We start from the raw sequence: 14462 nt of genomic DNA, 5'->3' as shown, positions 1-14462 counted from the left end.
ACACGTACATTTTATGCCATCCATTATGGCATATTTTTTGCATTATTTTGTTGTGGGAGGATGATAATGTGGATGAAATCGTAAAGATAATAAAGAATGAAGACAAGAAAAATCCTCTGACAGATGAAAAAATAGCTTCTATATTAAAGATAAATAGAGAAGAAGTGACACAATATAGGCTTGAAAATGGAATACCAGATTCTAGAGAGCGGAGAAAGCCATACCTTTATGAAGATGCAAAAAAGATTCTAAGCGAAGATAAAGAGATCTCTGATAGGAAGTTTACAAAGAGATTAAACGATTTAGGCTATGACATATCAAGATTTGCGGCGTCACAGGTAAAGAAAGAAATATTAAGTTCAGAACTTATAGTGGCTGATAATGTAAAATACAATGATGATGGTAAAGATGATGGGATAGGTCGAGAAAGTGATTTTATGTCTTTTAAAGAGATAATAGGACACGATGGAAGTTTAAAGACGCAGATAAGCCAAGCCAAAGCCGCCATTCTATATCCGCCACATGGTCTTCACACATTAATACTGGGCCCATCTGGTGTTGGAAAAAGCCAACTGGCAGAAGCCATGTACGAATTTGCGATAGAATCAGGCATGCTAAAGGATGGTAGCCCTTTTGTCGTCTTTAACTGTGCAGACTATGCGGATAACCCACAACTTTTAATGTCACAGCTTTTTGGATATGTAAAAGGAGCGTACACAGGTGCAGAGTCGTCAAAAGATGGTCTCGTGGAAAAGGCCGACGGTGGAATACTGTTTCTTGACGAGGTTCACAGACTTCCCAGTGAAGGTCAAGAGATCTTGTTTTTTTTACTTGACAAAGGAAAATTTAGAAGACTTGGAGAGACCGACAGCGAAAGAGAAGCTAACATAATGCTTATAGCGGCTACAACAGAAAATCCGGAGTCATCGCTTCTGCTTACATTTAGGCGCAGGATTCCCATGGTTATAGAGTTACCACCTATAAGTGAAAGGCCACATACAGAGAGATTTGAAATCATAAAATTCTTTTTCAAAAAAGAAGCATTTAGGATAAACAAGCCCATAAAATTGAGACCAGATGCTCTTAGAGCTCTAATGATTTATGATTGCCCAGGCAATATAGGCCAAATGAGAAGTGATATACAAGTAGCATGTGCAAGAGGTTTCTTGAAGACTTTAGATAATAGAGATGGCGAAATAACGATAAACCTTGCTGATTTGCCAAACCATGTGAGAATGGGACTTTTGAAAGTCAGCAAAAGGGAACCGTATATAGAAGAATATTCGGATAAAGATGTTATCATATATCCAAACAAGGTAAGCAAATTGCTGCCTAAAGAAGATAGGTATATTTTGCCGGATGAAATATACCAGTTTATAGAGGATAGATTTACTGAGCTAAAAAACGATGGATTAAAAACTGATGAAATCTACAAAATCGTTGGAAATCAAGTAGAATCAGAGCTTAAAAAATTTGCCAACGATATTCAAACAAAAAATTTTGTTTCAAAAAAGGAATTAAAAGAAATCGTAGGCGAGAAAATATTGTATGCCGTTGAAGAAGCCATAGACATAGCAAAAGAAAATTACAAAAATATAAAAGACAACCTTTTTTACGCTCTGGCTATTCATCTAAGCGCAGCATATGAAAGGGTAAAAAGCGGAAAATCTATATTTAACCCGCAGCTTGAAAGCGTCAAAAGTGATTACATGAGAGAATACGTTGTGGCGAAAAAGATGGTTGACAGAATTAATAAAATACTTGACATTGAACTTACAGATGATGAGGTTGGTTTTGTAGCCATGTATTTGAGAACATTTTCAGCCAGCGAAGGTGGAAATAAAGGGAATGTGGCTGTTATAGTATTAACACATGGACATGTGGCCTGTGGCATGGCAGATGTGGCAAACAAGCTTTTAGGCGTAAATATAGCACATGGAATAGAGATGGCACTTGATGAAAGCCCAGAAGATGCCCTTTTGCGTACAATTGAAGTCGTGAAAAAGGTGAATGAAGGAAAAGGCTGCATAATACTTGTCGACATGGGATCACTCATCACTTTTGGCGAGATCATAACAAAAAGGACGGGCATTCCTACAAGGACCATTGGAAGGGTAGACACTGTCATGGTCTTGGAAGCCGTAAGGCGAGCTATTCTGCCAGATGCCACAATCGATGAAATAGCTGATGCATTAGATGAAAATAAATCATATGTAGGACATGTGGAAGGTGTGAAAGATTCAAACAAACTTCCGAAAACCATAGTAACCATCTGCATAACTGGTGAGGGGACTGCGCTTAAGATAAAGAAATATATAGAGGATAAGATACCGGAGATAAAAAGTGGATTAAAAATAATACCTTTAGGTCTTTTTAGCGAAAGAGAACTTGACGCAGAGATAAATAGAATAAGAAGCAAAAACAATATTCAAGCTTTTGTAGGAACCATTGATCCTAAAATAAGTGATATTCCATATATCTCTGTTGAGGAAATAATGAATGGGGAAGGGCTAAAAAGGTTAAAGAAATTTGTAAACATCGATGTTGTGGAAGAAAGCCGCTTAAAAGAAGTATTAGACGATGATCTAATACTGTTTGATGTAGATGTATCCATGAAAAGCGATGCTATAGATAAAATGGTGTATATGCTTGAGGAGAGAGGATACGTTGATGAGAAATTCATACTAAGCGTATATAAACGAGAATCAATGGGTGCTACATGGATGAAAGGAGGCATAGCGATACCACATGGCGACACAAAATATGTCACAAAACCTGTCATAGCCGTAGCAAAATTGAAAGAACCCATCTATTGGGAAGGAGATTTTAAAACAGACTTAATTTTTATGTTGGCTTTGAAAGAAGATGCTAAAGATTACATGCTTGATTTGTATAAAGTCCTGTCTAATGAAGAAATATTAAAAGACCTAAGAGAAGCCAAAAGTTCAAGGGAAATAAAAGAAATAATACTTAGAAATACAATACCGTCCAATTAATTGGCACGGTATTTGCATTATATAAAGGTGTAAACAATGAGGAGGTAGATTATATGAAGATATCGGAGTTTTTCAACAAAGAATTAATTATTACAAATTTTGATGCCAAAAGTCAAAACGATGTATTTGATGTGCTTTTTAAGAAACTATTTGAAAACGGATATGTCAAAGAGACATATTTGGAAGCAGTAAAAAAGAGAGAAAAAGTTTTCCCAACAGGTTTGCTTTTAAATAAGTACAATGTTGCAATACCGCACACAGATCCAGAACATGTAATAAAACCAGCAATAGCAGTCGCAACACTTAAAAACCCTGTTGTCTTCAAAAATATGGCAAATCCATTGGAAGATGTTTTAGTAAATATAGTTTTTATGATTGCTTTAAACGAATCTCACAGTCAAGTTGAAATGCTGCAGCAACTAATTCATCTGATACAAGATGATTCAGTGCTGGAGAAGATCATTGGTGAAGATGGGGGTGATGGGATTATTGAGATCATAAAGAATTGTACTTTAAATAATGGAACTGTTTAAAATATTGAAAGGAGAATGAATATGACAAGAAAAACTGTTATAGTAGCTTGTGGAACAGGAATTGCTACATCAACTGTTGTTGCGGAGAAGATAACGGAAGCATGTAAAAAAGAAAATCTTCATGTAAACATAATCCAATGCAAAGTTACAGAGATCAAGGGATATGCAGAAAATGCGGATCTTATCGTAACTACGACGATTTTAAAAGACAATTTTGGCAAAAAAAGCATCAATGCTCTTTCCTTGATAACAGGTATAGGCGAGGAAAAAGTGCTTGAAGAGATTATAAGTGAATTGAAAAAGTGAGGTGTTATGAATGAGTGTAATAAAATATTTGTTAGACCTTGGAGCTGTTGTAATGCTTCCTATAATAATTTTTGTGTTAGGTATGATTTTAGGTGAGAAGCCTGGCAAGGCTTTTCGTTCAGCCTTAACAATCGGAATAGGATTCATTGGGATAAATCTTGTTATAGGCTTACTTGTCAATAATTTAGGACCTGCAGCACAAGCAATGGTCAAAAACATGGGTGTAAAATTAAATGTGATTGATGTAGGTTGGCCGGCATCATCAGCAATTGCATTTGCATCGAAAGTAGGAGCTTTTGTAATACCATTAGGGCTTGCTATTAATATCATAATGCTTGCCACAAAATTAACAAAGACTGTAAACGTAGATTTCTGGAATTATTGGCATTTTGCTTTTACTGGAGCTCTTGTAACTGTTGCTACAGGTAACTTAACATTAGGTTTAATTGCAGCAGCAATTAATGCAGCTATAGTGTTGAAGCTTGCAGACTGGACAGCAAAAATTGTGCAAGACTTTTATGGATTACCGGGAATTTCCCTACCGCATGGCTTTTCGGCAGCGTATGTTCCAATAGCTATACCATTGAATAAATTAATTGACAAAATACCTTATGTTAACAAGATTGAAGCTGATCCTGACACAATTAATAAAAAGTTTGGAATATTTGGAGAACCTGTAGTATTAGGTTTGATTTTGGGATTGATATTAGGTATCTTAGCAAAGTTTGACGCAAAGACGACTTTAAATCTTGGTATGTCCATGGCTGGTGTAATGTTTTTGATGCCAAGGATGGTAAAAATACTCATGGAAGGACTTATACCAATTTCCGAAGCTGCAAAATCATTTATGCAGAAAAGATTTGCAGGCAAGGAATTCTATATAGGACTTGATTCAGCAGTTGCAGTCGGTCATCCTGCAGCAATATCTACAGCTTTAATTTTAGTACCTATTACGATACTTATTGCAGTAATATTGCCTGGTAATAATGTTTTGCCATTTGGCGATTTAGCTACAATACCGTTTATGGTGGCGATGATAGCACCTATCACAAGAGGTAATGTTTTTAGATCAGTATTAATAGGAGCAATTGTAATTGGTGTAGGACTTTTAATTGCAACTAATGTTGCACCACTTCTTACGCAGGCTGCAACAGATGCTGCATTTAAATTTCCTAGTGGCGCTTCTCAAATATCAAGTATATGTGATGGTGCTAACCCATTAACATGGATAATTTTAAAGATAATGAATCTATTCTAAATAATAAAAAATCTTAATGGGAGCATTAAAACTCCCATTAAGATTTTAAAAATGTTATCTATCTCAAAATATTAAATATAAGGAGATGATCTCTTGTTAGTATCATCAAAAGAATTATTTAAGGTCGCAAGGAAATATAATTTCGCTATACCGGCTCCAAATTTCGTAGATCAGAACTCTATAAAAGCATATATTGAAGTTGCAGAAAAATTAAATTTACCTATTATTTTAGCATATGCAGAGGCACATGAAGATTTCTTATTATTTGATGAAGCAATTTATTTAGGTAGGTACTATGGTGAAAAGGCTAAAATTCCAGCAGTTTTGCATTTTGATCATGGTACAAAAAAAGAATTGATTATACAAGCAATTGACAATGGGTTTAATTCAGTTATGATAGATGCTTCTATGGACTCATTTGAAGACAATGTTAGAAAAACAAAAGAGATAGTCAAATACGCTCATTTGAGAGGAGTGGTTGTAGAAGCTGAAATCGGGCATGTTGGCAACAGCGAAAATTACAGAAATAACGACAATAGTGACATTATATATACTACTGTTGAAGATGCGAAAAGATTTGTTGAGCTTACAGATGTAGATTCTTTAGCGATTTCTATTGGCACTGCTCACGGACATTATAAAGGGAAACCAGTTATAGATTTTAACAGATTAAGAGAAATTAGGAATGCTGTGGATATTCCTTTGGTACTTCATGGAGGATCATCTTCTGGAGATGACAACTTAAAAAGATGTGCTACTGAAGGAATAAGCAAGATTAACATTTACACTGATTTAGTTACTGCTGCATGCGATAAAGTTAAAAACACTCAATTCAACGATTATTATGAGTTACTTTGTGCTCAAAGAGAAGGTATGAAAGAATGCTTAGAACATTATTATGATGTTTTTGAAACAGACAAATACAGACAAGCTAATGTCATAGGAAGAGGTGATAATGATGAAGGGTATAAGAGTTCCATTTTTTATAGTTAATCCCAAGTCATATCTATACGGCGAAGAAAGTTTGCGATTGGCACTTGTTGCAGACAAACTTGCTGAAGAATATGATGTCGACATATTTTTTACTGCGCCATTTGCAGATTTATATTACATTAAATCTAATACAAAAAACATCAAGATTACAGCACAGCATATGGATCCGTTACTACCTGGACGTGGGATGGGCTATGTACTGCCTGAATCCATAAAATCATCAGGTGCTGAAGCAGTATTTTTAAATCATGCTGAGCATTCATTAAAACTATCGGATTTGGTCAAAACGATAAAAAGAGCGAAAGATTTAGAACTTGTTACAATTGTATGTGCTGATTCTGTAGAAGAAGCTACAGCTATAGCTATGTTGGAACCTGACATACTATTGTGTGAACCAACTGATTTAATTGGTACAGGGAAAACCAGCGGTTATGAGTATATAAGAGAAACTACGAGAAAGATAAAAGATATAAATAGCAATATCTTAGTTATGCAGGCAGCGGGAATAAGTTCTGGAGAAGATGTTTATCAGACGATAATAAATGGTGCAGATGGAACTGGAGCGACAAGTGGCATAATCAATGCGCCGGATAGAATAAAAATGTTAGAAGAAATGATACAGGCTATTATAAAGGCTAAAAATGAATTAAGATAAAGAAGGAGGCATTCGAATGAAAATATATAAAGAACAAATTTATTTAACATCTCATGGAGGAACACCTAGCTTTTTTAATATAACTCCTTCTGTTAAGGAAATAATCAAAAAAAGCGAAATACAAAATGGCATCTGTGCTGTGATTTCTCCTCATACTACATGTTCTGTGTTTTTTGAAGAATTTGTTCACGATTATACTGAAGATGGCGATGAGTATCTGCAGGTTGATTTAAACAATGTCCTTAAAAAGATTATTCCAGATCAAGTTGAGGAAGGACAATATAACTATCCTGGTGAAAAACATTATGAAGCAGTATTATCATGGCCTGATGTAGAAGACTATCTTCCAAATGGTGATCGTTCAGCACTTCTAAATTGTGATGCACATTTAAAAGCTACATTGATTGGTTCTAGCGAGATATTTGAAGTTGATAATGGAAAATTGGGGGTAGGACCAACAGGCTATATTTACTTTGTAGATTTTGATCGCACAAGATCACGCATTCGCAAATGTAAGATAATTGTGTTAGGAGAATAATTTTTAGATTGAAATTATTATTAGTTGAAATGGTATTAAAAGTCAAGAATTACCTTATATTTCAGAACTCCACTTTATTGAACAAATATTGTGGAGTTTTAGGCTATATTTTAATATCAAGTATATTTCATCAAAATCAAGAACAGTCTACAAGGGGTGTTTTTATGATAAAGTATATGGAAGCCGACCTGTTTTGTTTACACTGCAATAAAAATACCAATCATGTGATTTATTACAATGGTGATGAAAAAATCATTAGAATAAAATGTCAAGATTGTAAAACCGAGATAGAGCTAAAAGATGACTTTATAGCCCAAAATAAGAACATCGGATTTATAGAGAAATCCTTCAAAATAACAGAAGAATTGATAAGCGAATTAAATAAATTTTTATTTTCAATACCAATCAAAATCTTAAAACCACCAAGTGATTTTATAAATAGAAAAAATTAAAAGATTCAATGATTGCGGCTATGATAGCCGTTTTTTATTGGACTTCTCCAACCTTTTCCGAAAGAATATCTTTTTTTAATTTATCCCATATTCCATCATCATAAATTACAATACCTTTTTCAATTGCTTCCACAGAAATTGGATTTTTTTTAAAATACAGCAATTTAAATTCATTAGTGTTATAGCCCTTTGGTTCGATTGCATCAAAAACATGATCGTATAATAGTTTCATCCTTTCCTTATAATTAGCAGGTATTTTATCAGATATTAATATTACGTCAATATCACTGTTATCGTTAAAATCCCCTCTGGCAACTGAACCGATTATAATAGCACACATAGGATGTAAAACATCGCTAATAATTTTTGAGTATTTTTTGCCTATATCTATAAGATTATTTCTTTTCTTTTCCCTTATTATCATTGCTGCATTCATTTATGTATTCCTCCACACAATTTAAAATAAACCTCCAACCACCCCTTACATCAATAAGTGGTTGGATTTTTCATCTTTATGCATGAAATATTGGTTCTACACCTTTAGCGATTTCTTTTAGATGATTTATTTCATCCTCTGTGATTTCTTTAAAGTTTTCTGCCACTTCCAGTGCCAATGGGAAATATGATTCATCACCAGGTGGTATTGCGGCAGTAACTGGCTGAGACAATGTAAATCTCAATGCCAGCTTTGCGATTTCTTTGTCTTCTACTGGCATATACCAAGTTTTTGGATGTGATGTATCATTTTGAGATTTTGTCGTAAATGCCATTGCTTTTATGGCAAGCCTACCTATATTTTTTGAAATTGCTTTTTCAATAACTTGAGGTCCAAAATTTCCATTAAAATAATTTACAAAATTTACTGGAAACAATATTGCATCGAAATCAAAGGCATCCATAAGCTTTAAAGCAATATCGACAGAATGTGCAGAAAATCCTGTATATCTTATCTTTCCATCTTTTTTAGCTTTGTCTAAAAGCTCCAGCACACCGCCGTGGCTTATAGCTTTATTGTAGTCATCTTCTGTCTTCATTTCATGCAATTGATATAAATCAAAATAGTCAGTTTTTAGCCTTTTAAAAGACTCTGTCATTTCCTTTAAAGCACTTTCTTCTGTACGACCGTCAGTTTTACATGCCAAAAATATTTTTTCTCTTTTGCCGACCAAAGCATTTCCAAGTTTAATCTCTGCATCGCCATAACTGGGGGATACGTCAAAATAATTAATTCCTCGATCTATAGCGTAAGATACCAAGTCATTAGCTTTGCTTTGCTCCATATTCATGACAAGTATACCCCCAAATCCTATTATTGAAAGTTCTTCGCCGGTATTTCCTAAAATTCTTTTAATCATTTACACCACCCCTTAAGGCTATGATATAACATAAAGGTGGCAAAATCAAGTTAAGAATGAAGTTTATGCCTTTTAAAAAAATAGATTATCAATAAAAGAATAGGTACTATTACTTGCAATGGAATATGAACGTAAAGGGCCATTATAGGAAGCTCTACGGGCACTTGAACAAAATACGATTCTGCTGTGACAATTGACAAGGCATATATGATTGCAGCAATAGGTATAAGCAAAAATTTATATTCTTTAATATCAAAAACGGATTGACAGGCTTTTAAACCGGCAAAGGCAAAAATGATTATCTTGATTAAATTGCCTATTATCATAAGAGCTATGTATAAAGAATCCAGATTTCTAAAAAAGCCTAATGTGATAAGTCTTGTTACAGTGTAAAATGGGAAATTTACTCTGGATGCTTCTTTGACGCCTATTGCAGATATCATGTTTATATCATTGAATGCAAGTAAAATTCCAGTAATCAAATAAACAAGATAAGAGTACTTTAATAAATCTTTATTGCATTTTAATTTTGGAAATACCATCATAAAGACGAACATCTCTCCAAAAGGAAAAGTAAGTATACGCGGGTATGCTGCTTTTAATATAGGTATTATTCCACCTGCAAATACCGGAAAGATCTTGCTGAAGCTATAGCCTGGTATAGTGAAAGCAAAGATAAAAACGACTGATACTAAGGATAGAAAAAAAGGCAGCAGGATGCTAGCTACTTTTAATGTTACGCTTATGTCGAACAGCAAAAAGTACGCAGTTACAACCATCAAGAAAATGGCAATAAATTTAATAGGTGCTAAAGGAAATATACTGCTTGTGCTTAGCTCTAAGTAATCTCTTGTGACGCGAGCTGCCATGTAAAAAAAGTAAAACATGTAGATTATTGATATCATCTTTCCAATGATCTTTCCAAAGCTTATTTTCAATATTTCAGTTAGATTGATCTTGTATGTGTTGTATAAAAAGATGTACAAATACAAAAGCGGTATGGCCGAAATCATCGCCAATAAAACCGCTATCCATGAATCTTGCTTTGCTGATATTCCATGTGCAAATAAAATAGTGTTTCCTATTTCAAATAAAAACATGGTTGAAAAAAGTTCCTTAATCGTTACGCTCTTCATACACAACATCTCCACATACATACAAGTGTCACTATTAGTTTTAAATCTTAAGTATAATTTATGCGAGTTTGACAAAAGTAAATTTCTTGACATGTTTAACCTATAGGAATAAAATTGTTTTAATATTTAATGCGAGGTGAGATGAAATTGTATTACAAGAAATTAATAGGAGAAAAATGTTATCTATCACCGATGAATGTGGATGACTACGAGAAATATGTAGAGTGGATTAACGACATGGAAGTTGCGGCAGGAATGCTTTTTGCATCACAGATCGTTACTAAAGAAAGAGAAAAAGAACTTGTAGAAAGCTTTTCTAAAGATTACAATTTTGCTATTATAGATATTAAGCAGGATGAACTTATAGGCAATATCGGTTTTCCTAAAATAGATTATATAAATGGAGTTGCTGAGGTAGGACTATTTATTGGCAATAAAGAATATTGGAGCAAAGGTTATGGTCAAGATGCGCTTAAACTGGCACTTGATTTTGGATTCAATATCCTCAATATGCACAATATTTATTTAAGAGTTTACTCTTACAACAAACCGGCTATATCTTGCTACAAAAAAGTTGGCTTCAAGGAGGCAGGAAGGATAAGAGGAGCGAAAAAAATTGCAGGTGAAAGGTATGATGAGATAATCATGGACATTTTGGAAGACGAATATGAATCAGTCTATATCAAAAAAATCGTAAGCCAAAAAAATTTTTAAAAGCGCATATAAGATTTTTTGACTTTCCCTATATTATAATTGAAAGCCAAAATAAAATATAGGGAGAGGATTAAGATGTTAGGAATAGGTTACATATACGAAAATTTAGATATTCTTTCAGGAAGCGAGATAAAACTTCTGCTGTTTTTATTAAAACATGCTGATAAAGCTCCAGCCCACATTACAACAGATGAATTCCAGAATGGCAAACTTGACGATACTAAAAAGAGGTTAGACAGTGGTACAGGATTATCAGCCGGTGCAATTTCGGAGACAATCAAAAAATTGATCGACAAAAAGCTTCTAATATGCTTTATTGACAACACAGACTTAGGCAGGATAAAAAAGTACTACATGATTTCAAAAAATGAAAGTGACAAAAATGTGACGTATGCTTATGACAAAGAAACATGCCAATATTTTACATACGAGGATTGGCTTAAATCAATTAATGTAAATGGTTTTTCAGAAAGTGAAACCACATCACAGTTTAGTAAACCCGAAGGTGGATCATCATTTTCTGAAACCATTAAAAAATCACCAGTTTCAAAAAGTGATGACATATATACAATGAGTAATAATATATATAAATCATATCAATCAGATAGATGGATTGATAAAAATAATATGATAGATCGATCTATCAATCATGAGGATTTTCCTACGGTAAAAAAATTTGAAACGGAGAAGCAAAGCACATCAAAAAATGTTAAGCTTAAAAGCAATACGCCAATATCGAATGCCTTGATAAATACCATTAAAAGCAAATACGGTCTTAGTGACGATGATGTGAAGGTCTGTCTTTTCAGAATGAAAGGGAAAGAAATAAAATATCCAGCAAAATTTTTAGAGAAAGTTGCAGAAAACTACGTTAAAGAAAAGGAACTATTTTCACAAATAGAAAGTGCACAACAGCCGAAACGTGATTATGAAGTACCGAGAAACTACTTCAACTCATATCCACAGAGAAAGTACAACATAGAAGAACTTGAGAGATACCTTTTGACTGGTAGAGCCAGCGAGGACCACGTATTTCCGTCGTATACGTAGGGGGGAAGATGAGTGGTGGATGCTGAAATTGTTTATACAAAATGATTTATGATATAATATAAAAGACATGAAGAATGAACGATTGGATGGGATTTTACAATGAATGAACAAGTTTTGATAAATGGCTTTGAAGATAAAAAATACTCAAAAATTAGCGCAAAACCTTTTTTAAAATGGGCTGGAGGCAAAACTCAACTTTTAAATGAGCTAAATAGCAGATTACCATTACAAATAATGCAGAAATATGAAATAGAAAGTTATATTGAACCTTTTGTAGGTGGAGGAGCTTTTTTCTTTTTTTTAAAAAATAATTATAACGTAAAAGAAACCTTTTTGATAGATTTAAACAAAGAGTTAATTGTAGGATATAAAGCTGTACAAAATAATGTAGAAGATTTAATATTCGAATTAGAAGATATTGAAAGTAGATATTTACAATTATCAGATGAAGAAAGGAAAGAATTTTATTACAACGTTAGAGAAGAGTATAACACTCAAAAAGATACATTTGATTATTTTATGTATAATTCCGATTGGATAAAAAGAGCTTCTTACTTGATTTTTTTAAACAAGACTTGTTTTAATGGTTTATTTAGACTAAATAGAAATGGAGATTTTAATGTGCCATTTGGTAAATATAGTAAGCCTAAGATTTGTGATAAAGAAAATTTATGCGAGGTTAATAAAGCATTAATAGATACAGAAATTATATGTGCGGATTTTGAAGAATCAAAAAAGTTTATAAGAAAAGGTAGTCTTGTATACCTTGATCCGCCATATCGCCCACTAAATTCGACTTCTAATTTTACATCATACAATGAATCGGGATTTAATGATAGCGATCAAGTTAGGTTGTCTGAGTATTTTAAAGAGATGGATAAAAAAGGAGCTTATTTAATATTAAGCAATTCAGATCCTAAAAACATTGATAAAGATGATGATTTTTTTGATAAATTGTATGAAGAATTTATTATAGAGAGAGTTAGTGCTAAAAGGTATATAAATAGCAAAGGTAATGGGCGGGGGCCAATTAATGAACTTATAATTAGAAATTATAGATAAGTTGGAATTAAATGAGGGGGCATAGTATGGATTCGAGCTATTTTGATTTTTTAGGAATGAAAAATTTAGAAGAAGTCATAGAAGAATTTCACAATACATTGGTTGATACAAATAGGAACTACAAATTTTTTGTGGATTGGGAGAAAGTAAAAAGACACGTTGATAAGTATAAGATTGAGTTTAATATTCTAAATACATTGATTGGAAATAAACAATTTGATGACGATTTAAGAAAAATTTTGTCAAATTATCCTCAAGTTCTTTCTACTATCCCAATTTTATTAGCAATACGAGAACAAAAGCTGACAGTTATTGATGATTTTAATGATGAAAATTTTAACATAGTTCATTATGATTTTAATAAAAAGACGTTGACAAATACAGATATTGAAAATATTGTTATGTTCTTTGAAAAAACTGGTTTAAAGAGATTTTTCCTTGAATTATCTTCAAGAAGTGTACAAGATTACGTCTTAGGCGTCGAAGTTGGCATGGATACCAATGCACGTAAGAATAGAAGTGGAGATGCTATGGAATTGATGTTAAAGCCGATGATTGAAAAAATAGCATCTAAGGGAAAAAGTTCTTTTGATATATTGTTTCAAAAAAAGTTTCAGTACTTAGAAAATAAATATAATATACGTGTAAATTCTTCAGTTAAGAACAGAAAAGCTGATTTTATCATAATAAAAGATGGAAATAAAGTTATAAATGTAGAAGTCAATTTTTATTCAGGGACAGGCTCAAAACCTCAAGAAATAGTTGATTCATATATAGAAAGGCAAAATGAACTGAAAGAAAATGGCTTTGAATTCATCTGGATAACTGATGGGGTTGGCTGTAGAGGTCAAAAAAATCAATTGCATAAAGGTTTTGAACGAGTTAATTACCTATTAAATCTATATTTTGTTCGGAAAGGATTGTTGGAGGAAATTTTATGGAAAATATAAATTCAAAAAAGAAATAACAACTGTTTGGTCATTCCCAGAAAGAGGAGATTGGGCAACACATAATGGAAAATATAGAGGGAATTTTGCACCGCAAGTTCCAAGAAATGTAATACTTCGCTATTCAAAAGAAAACGATGTTGTTTTAGATCCCATGGTTGGAAGTGGTACTACTTTGGTAGAGGCAAAACTACTAAATAGGAAGGGTATCGGCTTTGATATCAATCCTGATGCGGTAAAAATAGCAAAGCGAAACATTGATTTTGGTGATATTAAAGGGAATAAATATAAGTTTGAACCTGTTGTAAAAGTAGGAGATATTAGAAACCTTAAAGAAATCGATGACAACAGTATTGATTTAATTATAACGCATCCTCCCTCTATAATCTTTGATTTTCTTTTAATATCTCACTCATTCTCAGATTCTCACAATCTTCAAAGAAGCCCTCATGTATATCAATGCTATT

General features: G+C 33.1%; 16 protein-coding genes. 13 read left to right on the top strand and 3 right to left on the bottom strand.

Annotation, left to right across the window (positions count from 1 at the left end; genetic code table 11):
* Positions 1-68 precede the first annotated feature (68 nt).
* From HNR52_RS04980 to HNR52_RS04945, 8 genes are all read left to right on the top strand, one after another.
* Entirely contained in the window at positions 69-2996 is a 2928-nt protein-coding gene (locus HNR52_RS04980) for a sigma 54-interacting transcriptional regulator (RefSeq protein ID WP_435619865.1), read from the top strand.
* 53 nt (positions 2997-3049) lie between these two features.
* The gene (locus HNR52_RS04975) at positions 3050-3529 is read left to right on the top strand and encodes a PTS sugar transporter subunit IIA (protein ID WP_435619864.1); all 480 of its coding nucleotides are present in this window, start codon (positions 3050-3052) and stop codon (positions 3527-3529) included.
* 21 nt (positions 3530-3550) lie between these two features.
* A complete protein-coding gene (locus HNR52_RS04970; RefSeq protein ID WP_240495873.1) occupies positions 3551-3835 on the top strand; it encodes a PTS sugar transporter subunit IIB in 285 nt (94 codons plus the stop codon).
* 10 nt (positions 3836-3845) lie between these two features.
* Positions 3846-5093 carry a PTS galactitol transporter subunit IIC gene (locus tag HNR52_RS04965; protein WP_435619863.1) on the top strand — a complete coding sequence of 416 codons (1248 nt, stop codon included), beginning with the start codon at positions 3846-3848 and terminating at the stop codon, positions 5091-5093.
* A 93-nt stretch (positions 5094-5186) separates the two neighbouring features.
* A complete protein-coding gene (locus tag HNR52_RS04960) occupies positions 5187-6086 on the top strand; it encodes a class II fructose-bisphosphate aldolase (protein ID WP_435619862.1) in 900 nt (299 codons plus the stop codon).
* The gene (locus HNR52_RS04955) at positions 6052-6741 is read left to right on the top strand and encodes a triose-phosphate isomerase (RefSeq protein ID WP_435619861.1); all 690 of its coding nucleotides are present in this window, start codon (positions 6052-6054) and stop codon (positions 6739-6741) included. Before HNR52_RS04960 ends, HNR52_RS04955 begins: the two co-directional genes overlap by 35 nt.
* A 16-nt stretch (positions 6742-6757) precedes the next feature.
* On the top strand, positions 6758-7279 hold the full coding sequence (locus HNR52_RS04950) for a YjbQ family protein (RefSeq protein ID WP_435619860.1): 522 nt from the start codon (positions 6758-6760) through the stop codon (positions 7277-7279).
* Between the two features lie 164 nt (positions 7280-7443).
* A complete protein-coding gene (locus HNR52_RS04945) occupies positions 7444-7731 on the top strand; it encodes a hypothetical protein (protein WP_435619859.1) in 288 nt (95 codons plus the stop codon).
* Positions 7732-7765: 34 nt separating this feature from the next.
* Here HNR52_RS04945 and HNR52_RS04940 read toward each other — a convergent pair whose 3' ends face one another.
* From HNR52_RS04940 to HNR52_RS04930, 3 genes are all read right to left on the bottom strand, one after another.
* On the bottom strand, positions 7766-8167 hold the full coding sequence (locus tag HNR52_RS04940; protein WP_435619858.1) for a nucleotidyltransferase domain-containing protein: 402 nt from the start codon (positions 8165-8167) through the stop codon (positions 7766-7768).
* A 76-nt stretch (positions 8168-8243) separates the two neighbouring features.
* A complete protein-coding gene (locus HNR52_RS04935; RefSeq protein WP_435619857.1) occupies positions 8244-9086 on the bottom strand; it encodes an aldo/keto reductase in 843 nt (280 codons plus the stop codon).
* Positions 9087-9136: 50 nt separating this feature from the next.
* A complete protein-coding gene (locus HNR52_RS04930) occupies positions 9137-10222 on the bottom strand; it encodes a GerAB/ArcD/ProY family transporter (RefSeq protein WP_435619856.1) in 1086 nt (361 codons plus the stop codon).
* Positions 10223-10369: 147 nt separating this feature from the next.
* Between HNR52_RS04930 and HNR52_RS04925 the strand changes: the two genes are divergently transcribed.
* The 5 genes from HNR52_RS04925 to HNR52_RS04905 form a co-directional block, all read left to right on the top strand.
* Complete coding sequence (locus HNR52_RS04925) at positions 10370-10936, top strand: GNAT family N-acetyltransferase (RefSeq protein WP_013787748.1); 567 nt, start codon at positions 10370-10372, stop codon at positions 10934-10936.
* Between the two features lie 75 nt (positions 10937-11011).
* Positions 11012-11986 carry a hypothetical protein gene (locus HNR52_RS04920; protein WP_435619855.1) on the top strand — a complete coding sequence of 325 codons (975 nt, stop codon included), beginning with the start codon at positions 11012-11014 and terminating at the stop codon, positions 11984-11986.
* 99 nt (positions 11987-12085) lie between these two features.
* Positions 12086-13048 (top strand): DNA adenine methylase, encoded by a 963-nt coding sequence (locus HNR52_RS04915; RefSeq protein WP_435619854.1) that lies wholly within the window; start codon positions 12086-12088, stop codon positions 13046-13048.
* Between the two features lie 26 nt (positions 13049-13074).
* Complete coding sequence (locus HNR52_RS04910; protein WP_435619853.1) at positions 13075-13998, top strand: type II restriction endonuclease; 924 nt, start codon at positions 13075-13077, stop codon at positions 13996-13998.
* Positions 13955-14462 (top strand): TRM11 family SAM-dependent methyltransferase (locus tag HNR52_RS04905; protein WP_435619852.1); only part of this gene is annotated, 508 nt, incomplete at its 3' end. The genes HNR52_RS04910 and HNR52_RS04905, both read left to right, overlap by 44 nt.

Origin of the sequence: Thermoanaerobacterium thermosulfurigenes (assembly GCF_051201035.1) — a bacterium.
In the GTDB taxonomy this organism is placed as follows: Bacteria; Bacillota; Thermoanaerobacteria; order Thermoanaerobacterales; family Thermoanaerobacteraceae; genus Thermoanaerobacterium; species Thermoanaerobacterium thermosulfurigenes.
Note: the sequence above shows the minus strand (reverse complement) of the source record. Positions and strands in the feature narration are given on the sequence as shown.